This window comes from Mycobacterium sp. (assembly GCF_035314905.1).
GTDB lineage: Bacteria > Actinomycetota > Actinomycetes > Mycobacteriales > Mycobacteriaceae > Mycobacterium.
In genome coordinates this window covers 1-7,173 of record NZ_DATFYW010000190.1, presented here as the reverse complement: position 1 = coordinate 7,173, position 7,173 = coordinate 1, and the positions used below count along the sequence as shown (strand labels likewise).

General features: G+C 68.4%; 6 protein-coding genes and 1 pseudogene. 3 read left to right on the top strand and 4 right to left on the bottom strand.

The annotated features are described in order from the left end of the window. The 3 genes from VKG81_RS16735 to VKG81_RS16725 all read left to right on the top strand — a co-directional run. A partial coding sequence (locus tag VKG81_RS16735; RefSeq protein ID WP_324397679.1) for an MMPL family transporter occupies positions 1-2,159 on the top strand: 2,159 nt, incomplete at its 5' end. Continuing rightward, positions 2,156-2,860: a TetR/AcrR family transcriptional regulator gene (locus tag VKG81_RS16730; protein ID WP_324397678.1), complete on the top strand. Its 705-nt coding sequence runs from the start codon at positions 2,156-2,158 to the stop codon at positions 2,858-2,860. The genes VKG81_RS16735 and VKG81_RS16730, both read left to right, overlap by 4 nt. Beyond that, positions 2,853-3,488 carry a class I SAM-dependent methyltransferase gene (locus VKG81_RS16725; RefSeq protein ID WP_324397677.1) on the top strand — a complete coding sequence of 212 codons (636 nt, stop codon included), beginning with the start codon at positions 2,853-2,855 and terminating at the stop codon, positions 3,486-3,488. The genes VKG81_RS16730 and VKG81_RS16725 overlap by 8 nt, the downstream gene beginning before the upstream one ends. On the opposite strand, the gene VKG81_RS16720 is transcribed toward VKG81_RS16725, so the two are convergent. The 4 genes and pseudogenes from VKG81_RS16720 to VKG81_RS21570 all read right to left on the bottom strand — a co-directional run. After that, a complete protein-coding gene (locus VKG81_RS16720; protein ID WP_324397676.1) occupies positions 3,485-4,198 on the bottom strand; it encodes an NAD-dependent deacylase in 714 nt (237 codons plus the stop codon). The genes VKG81_RS16725 and VKG81_RS16720 overlap by 4 nt on opposite strands. Positions 4,199-4,306: 108 nt before the next feature. Continuing rightward, complete coding sequence (locus tag VKG81_RS16715) at positions 4,307-5,575, bottom strand: nitrate/sulfonate/bicarbonate ABC transporter ATP-binding protein (RefSeq protein ID WP_324397675.1); 1,269 nt, start codon at positions 5,573-5,575, stop codon at positions 4,307-4,309. 128 nt (positions 5,576-5,703) lie between these two features. After that, positions 5,704-6,291, bottom strand: coding sequence for an ABC transporter permease subunit (locus VKG81_RS16710; RefSeq protein ID WP_324397674.1), 588 nt, complete (start codon positions 6,289-6,291; stop codon positions 5,704-5,706). A gap of 469 nt (positions 6,292-6,760) precedes the next feature. Further along, positions 6,761-7,168, bottom strand: a pseudogene (locus tag VKG81_RS21570) (ABC transporter permease subunit); the annotation flags it as partial. Between the last annotated feature and the right edge of the window lie 5 nt (positions 7,169-7,173).

Sequence of the window (7,173 nt, the reverse complement as noted above, 5' to 3'; positions counted from 1 at the left end):
TGTCGGCGGGCGGCATGCAGGACCCCGGCGCGGAGTCGTCACGGGCGGCGAAGGTGCTGTCGGAGAAGTTCGACCAGGGCGACATGGACATGTTGATCACCGTCACGGCGAACGGCGGCGTGCAGAGCGCTGCCGCGCGGGCGGTCGGGACCGATCTCGTGCAGAGCCTGGAGGCCTCGCCGTACGTCGGGCAGGTGACATCGCCGTGGACCGCCCCGCCGTCGGCGTCGTCATCGCTTCTCAGCAAGGACGGCAACACGGGGCTGATCGTCGCGGGGATCTCCGGTGGCCAGAACGAGGCGCCGAAACACGCCAAGACGCTCGTCGAAGCCCTGGTGCATGACCGCGACGGCGTCACGGTTCGCGCCGGCGGCACCGCGACCGTTTATTCGCAGGTCAACGCTCAGACGGAGAAAGACCTGATGTTCATGGAGTCGCTGGCGATTCCGCTGAGCTTCGTGGTGCTGGTGTGGGTATTCGGCGGCCTGGTCGCGGCGGCGCTGCCGATGGCCGTCGGCGGCTTCGCGATTCTCGGGTCCATGGCGGTGCTGCACGCCATCACGTTCGCCACCAACGTGTCGATCTTCGCGCTGAACCTCACCGTCGCGCTGGGCCTGGCGCTGGCCATCGACTACACCTTGCTGATCATCAGCCGATACCGCGACGAGCTCGCCGGCGGCGCGGGCCGCGACGAGGCGTTGATCCGCACGATGGCGACCGCCGGCCGCACGGTGCTGTTCTCGGCGATGACGGTCGCGCTGTCGATGGTCACGATGGTGCTCTTCCCGCAGTACTTCCTGAAGTCGTTCGCCTACGCCGGGGTCGCCGTGGTCGCGTTCGCGGCGATCGCGGCCGTGGTCGTCACCCCCGCGGCGATCAAGCTGCTCGGCGAGCGGGTGGACTCCATGGATGTCCGGCGCCTGCTGCGCCGTGTGCTCGGGCGTCCGGAGCCGCGGCCGAAGCCGGTCGAGCAGTCGTTCTGGTATCGCTCGAGCAAGCTCGTCATGCGCCGTGCGGTGCCGATCGGCGCGGCGGTCATCGCGCTGCTGCTGGTGCTCGGCGCGCCGTTCCTGAGCGTGAAGTGGGGCTTCCCGGACGATCGGGTGCTGCCGAAGTCGGCGTCGGCGCGCCAGGTCGGCGATCAGCTGCGCAACGATTTCGCCGTGGACTCGGCGACCAACGTCACCGTGGTGCTCCCCGATGCGATCGGCGTGACGCCCGTCGACCTCAGCCGGTACGCCGCCGCGCTGTCGCAGGTGCCCGATGTGTCGTCGGTGTCGTCGCCGGGCGGCACGTTCATCGGCGGTGCGCCCGCCGGACCCCCGACGGCGCCGGCGGGACTTGCGGACGGCAGCGCGTTTCTGACCGTGGGCAGCACCGCGCCGCTGTTCTCCGACGCATCGGCGGCTCAACTGCGCAGGCTGCACGCCGTCGCCACGCCGGCGGGTAAACCCGTGCAGATGGCCGGCGTCGCGCAGATCAACCACGACAGCGTGCATGCGATCACGACGCGGCTGCCGATCGTGCTCGGCGCCATCGCCGCCATCACGTTCATGCTGCTGTTCATGCTGACCGGCAGCGTGGTGCTGCCACTGAAGGCGGTGCTGCTCAACGTCCTGTCGCTGACGGCCGCATTCGGCGCGCTGGTGTGGGTGTTCCAGGACGGGCACCTGGGCGCGCTGGGCGCGTCGGCGACGGGCACGCTCGAGGTGAACCTGCCGGTGTTGCTGTTCTGCATTGCGTTCGGGCTGTCGATGGACTACGAGGTGTTCCTGATCTCGCGAATTCGTGAGTACTGGCTCGAATCGGGCCGGACGCGGGCGGACAACGACGAGAGCGTCGCGCTCGGGGTGGCCCACACCGGCCGGGTGATCACCGCGGCGGCACTGCTGATGTCGATCTCGTTCGCGGCGCTGATCGCCGCGCAGGTGTCGTTCATGCGGATGTTCGGCCTCGGGCTGACGGTCGCGGTGCTGGTCGACGCCACGCTGGTGCGGATGGTGCTCGTGCCCGCGTTCATGCACGTGCTCGGCCGCGCGAATTGGTGGGCGCCCAGACCGCTGGCCCGCCTGCACGGCCGGTTCGGGATCACCGAAGCCGGGACCGCCGGCAGGCACGAGGCACGCCCGCTGACGGACGCCCAGGGAACGAGACGGTGACGGCAAGTCCGCTTGATCTTCCTCGGCGCCGGCGCGCACCGCGCGGGGCGGGCGATCAGCTGCACGACGAGATTCTCGATGCCGCAACGGAGTTGCTGTTGGAAACCGGCCACGCCAAAGCGGTTTCGATTCGGTCGGTGGCGCAGCGGGTCGGGATCACGCCGCCGTCGATCTATCTGCACTTCGCCGACAAGGACGCGTTGATGGACGCGGTCTGCGCGCGCTACTTCGAGAGCCTCGACGAGGAGATGCAGCGCGCCGCCGCTGGGTGTACCACGACGCTGGATGTGTTGCGTGCGCAAGGCCTGGCATATGTGCGTTTCGCGCTGCAGACCCCGGAGCTCTATCGGATCGCGACGATGGGAGAGGGCCGCGCGGGCAGCGACGTCGATGTCACCCTGGCCAGCTCGGCGTTCGTGCACATGCGCGCCGGGGTCCAGGCGATGATGGACGAGGGCATCTACGCGCAGGGTGATGCCACGCGGGTCGCGCTTGAGCTGTGGAGCGCGGCGCATGGTGTGGCGGCGCTGCTGATCGCAAAGCCGTACCTGCCGTGGGGCGATGTGGAGGAGTTCACCGACCGGGTGCTGCGTGCGGTGTGCTGCGGCCAAATCGTCAGCGGGATCATCGGATACGACACCGGCCCGGAAGACGCCATCAACCGGCTGATGGAACTCAAGGGTGAGCGCGGCGATGGCTGACGAGACCGTGGACCACCCCTTCTTCGCCCGGTTCTGGACGTTTGTGTCCGGCCACGAGCCCGAGGCGATGCGCGAGCTTCGGATGGAGATACTCGCGGGCCTGTCCGGTCGTGTGTTGGAGGTCGGCGCGGGCACCGGGAGCAACTTCGTGCTGTACCCGACCTCCGTCGAGGAGGTGGTCGCGCTCGAACCCGAGCGGCGGCTGACCGAGATCGCCCGGCGGACGGCGGCGACCGCGCCGGTACCGGTGACGGTGACGCCTGGCACCGTGGCGGCTCTGGACCCGGGTGAACCGTTCGACGCGGTGGTGTGCTCGTTGGTGCTGTGCTCGGTGCAACAACCGGAAACTGTGCTGCGCCGGCTGTTCTCACTGCTGCGGCCGGGCGGGGAGCTGCGATATCTCGAGCATGTCGCCAGCGGCGGTGCGCGGGGCCGGCTGCAAACCCTCGCCGACACCGTGTGGCCGCGGATCTTCGGCAACTGCCACACCCACCGCGACACGGAGCGGGCGATCATCGAAGCGGGCTTCGCGACGCAGCGGTCCCGCCGCGACTGGCAGTTCCCGCCGTGGCTGCCGGTTCCGGTGTCGGAAATCGCGCTCGGCGCCGCGATGCGCCCGGGAAACTAGCTGATCAGTTTGTCGAGCCGGTCCAGCATGCCGGGCAGGGCCCGCGCGGCGGTGTCGCGCACCGTCGCGGTCGCGCTGCTCGACAGGGGCGTGCGGTCCGGGTTGACCTCGATGACCGGGATGCCCTGGGCCAGCGCCGCCGAGGGCAGGCCGGCCGCGGGGTAGACGATCCCCGAGGTGCCGACCACGATCAGCACGTCGGCGCCGGCCACCGCGTCGACCGCCTGCTGCCACGGCTCGTCGGGCAGCGGCTCGCCGAACCACACCACACCGGGCCGGATCGTCCCGCCGCATGCGCACCGTGGTGGGTCCAGCGCCTCCACCGGATCAGCCATCTCGGACAGGTCACCGTAGTACTCCGAACCACAACGCGAGCAACGGAACTCGAACAAGCTGCCGTGCAGGTGGGCCACCCGCTCGCTGCCCGCGCGCTCGTGCAGATTGTCGATGTTCTGCGTGACGACGCGGACGTCCGCGCGCCGCTGCCAGTCCGCAATCGCCACATGGCCGGCGTTGGGCTCGACCGACCTGACGAGGTGATGGCGCCACATGTACCACGCCCACACCACGCCCGGCTGCCTGCGCCACGCCCGTGGGCTGGCCAGTTCCTCGGGGTCGAACGTCTCCCACAGCCCGGTGTGGGCATCGCGGAATGTCTCGACCCCGCTCTCGGCGGACATCCCGGCCCCGCTGAGCACCGTCACTCGCATGCTTCCAAGCTAGTGGTCACGACACACCCGCAGACCGCTTGGCCGCACTCGGTCCGCCACCACGTGACGTTCGCGGCCGGCCTCCGCGTCGGCATCGCCCCTGCGGCCTCAGGCCGGTTGTGCCGGTTCGCTCGCTTCGGCCAGCCGGAACAGGCCGCGGTCCTCTTGGAAAGAAAACAGTTCCGCGTAGCGTCCCCAGCCGATCGCGGTGTGCAGCTGCGCCCGCGCCTCTTCCTCACCAAAGTACGTCTGCAGGAATGACAGGATGTCTTCGTCCGGCACCACATGGTTAGGGGCCGTCTGCAAGGCCTGCACGATGAAGCGCACCAGGCTGACGTTGGCGAGTACCCGCTCGCTGAACAACTCCTTTTGTCCCAGCACCCCGGCCTCGGCAAAGTCGCGCCCTTGCTCTGTCAAGATCAGGTCCCCTTTTTCCGTATACGCCAGGCCGAGCAGGTCCGCGGCTTCCACCACCGGCAGCAGCCGATCCAGTATCAGGCGGAGGGCGCCCTGAAGCTGGTGGAGGTCCGCTCGGCCACCGCGTGCGTGCACCGCTTCCACCAGCCCCGTCACCTTGCCGATCTCCACGTGCGGCAAGGTCTGGTAGGGCTGGGGAGGAGGTGCCAGTGTTCCGGTTTTCGCCCCGGGCCCGCGGTCTTTCAGCAGGAGTGCGACATCTTCGTGGGGGCTGGTCATGATGCGGAAAATGAGGTCCACGAGATCTGTGCGGGCTGCGCTGTGGGGACCGCGCTCATCGGGCGGCAGGCCCGGCAATTCGACGCGGATGCGCCCCGGGTTGGTCCCCAACACCAAGAGGCGGTCGCCCATCGTGACCGCCTCATCGATGTTGTGGGTCACCATGAGGATGGCTTTCGTCGGGATCTGCTGTGCTCGCCACAAGTCGAGCAGCTGTTTGCGCAGGTTGGCCGCCGTCAGCACATCGAGTTCGCTGAAGGGCTCGTCGAGGAAGAGCAGTTCCGGCTGGACCACCAGCGCGCGCGCGAACCCGACGCGCTGGCGCATGCCGCCGGAGAGTTCCTTGGGGTAGGCGTTCTCGAAGCCGTCCAGGCCGATCACGTCGATGGCGGCCAGCGCCCGCTCCTGCCGCTCTGCGTCCGAGAGCGGTTGTGCTCGCAGACCCAGTACGACATTCTGCAGGACGGTAAGCCAGGGGAAGAGCGCAAACGTCTGGAAGACGATCGCCGCGTGCGGATTGGGGCCGGACTGGGGCTGACCATCGAAGAAGACCTGGCCGGAGGAGGGCGGGATCAGTCCCGCCAGGATACGCAGCATCGTGGATTTGCCCGATCCCGATGGGCCGAGCAGGACCACGAACTCTCCCGCCCGGATCTTGAGCTGGATGCCGTCCAGCACCATGTGCGCAGGGTGCGCGGCCTTGTGTTTGTCTGTCTCCTGGTAGGTTTTGCAGCACGCTCGCGCCTCCAGCAGCACCCCGGCCGCTGGCGACGCCCCATCTTGTCCGGAACGATCAACCACTGTGTCTCCTAGGCGAGTGTGTAGCGGCGCGCGGCCAGCGCGTACATGCGCTGCCAGACGTTGACGTTGATGAAGACGACGAAGGCGGCCATGATCAGTGTGGCCGCCAGTAGCAGCGGAAAGTTGCCGGCGGCCGCCGCCTCGGCGATGGTGGCGCCCAGCCCGAGAGTGCTGTGCGTCTGATTACCGAACTGCACGTACTCCGAGACGATGCTGGCATTCCAGGCGCCCCCGCTGGCAGTGAGCAGCCCGGTGACCAGGTAGGGGAAGATGCCGGGCAGGATGAGCGTGCGCCACTTGCGCCAGCCGGTCGCGTGGTAGACGGTCGCGGCCTCGCGCAAGTCTGTGGGGATGGCCATCGCCCCGGCGAGCACGTTGAAGAGGATGTACCACTGCGTGCCCATCAGCATCAGCAGGACGGAGCCGAACTCGAGTCCACTGGGCACCTTCAGCAGGAAGATCAGCAGGACGGGGAAAAGCGCCGTGGCAGGGATGGAGGCGACCACCTGCACCACTGGCTGCAGGCGGCGCGACCAGCGCGGGGAGAGGCCGATGGCGACGCCCACCGGCACCGTCCAGGCGGCTCCGATGAGCATCGCTGTCAGGGTGCGCCCCCAGGTGGCTAAGGCAGCCGGCGGCAGCCCACTCCAGGCCCCATGGGGGACTTTCTGCAGCTCGCGGATCATCGACCAGAGGCCGAAGAGGACCAGCACCCCCAGCAGAAGGAGGCACAACCGCCCGACGGCCCGGCGGACAACCATGACGCGGGAGCGCTGGCCTCCGCTCTTTTCGGGGGACGAGGTTGTCAGGCAGTGGCTGGAGCCGATCCAGCAGGCCCGCGGCCAGCCGGCCCAGCGGGCGAAACACCCGCCGGTTGACCGTGTCGACCAGCGCCGAGCGGTGCAGTGCATCGAGCACGAAGGAGTGCGGGGCCTCGGGGCCACTGCTCTGCTCCAGCTTGAACTTGTCGGCCCAGGCGACCACGGGGCGCCAGAAGAGCTGGTCGAGCAGCACGATGAGCAGGACGAGGGTGAACAGGCCGCACAGGATCGCCGTGGTGTTGCCCGCGTTGGCGGCAGCCTGCAGGTACGAGCCCAGGCCGGGCAGCTGGAAGGAACGGGAGCCCGACACAAACTGCTCGGAGGCCATCAGGAAGAACCAGCCGCCGGCCCAGCTCATCATGCTGTTCCAGATCAGGCCGATCATGGATGACGGCACTTCCAGGGTGACGAAGCGCCGCCACGGCCGCAGCCGTGCGATGGTCGAAGCCTCCTGCAGATCGACGGGCTGGGTTTTCGCCGAGTGGTAGAAGCTGAAGGTCATGTTCCAGGCCTGGCTGGTGAAGATCAGGATGACGCTGGCCAGTTCCAGGCCGACGTTGGAGTGCGGGAACGCCGCCACCAGCGCCAGCGTCACGATCGGCAGGAACGACAGAATGGGGATGCTCTGCAGGACGTCGAGCAGCGGGATCATGACCC

Bases quoted from the DNA above. Each gene is read 5' to 3' on its own strand.
- VKG81_RS16725 (WP_324397677.1), top strand. From the start codon at position 2,853: ATGGCTGACGAGACCGTGGACCACCCCTTCTTCGCCCGGTTCTGGACG.
- VKG81_RS16720 (WP_324397676.1), bottom strand. From the start codon at position 4,198: ATGCGAGTGACGGTGCTCAGCGGGGCCGGGATGTCCGCCGAGAGCGGG.
- VKG81_RS16715 (WP_324397675.1), bottom strand. From the start codon at position 5,575: ATGGTGCTGGACGGCATCCAGCTCAAGATCCGGGCGGGAGAGTTCGTG.
- VKG81_RS16710 (WP_324397674.1), bottom strand. From the start codon at position 6,291: ATGCTCATCGGAGCCGCCTGGACGGTGCCGGTGGGCGTCGCCATCGGC.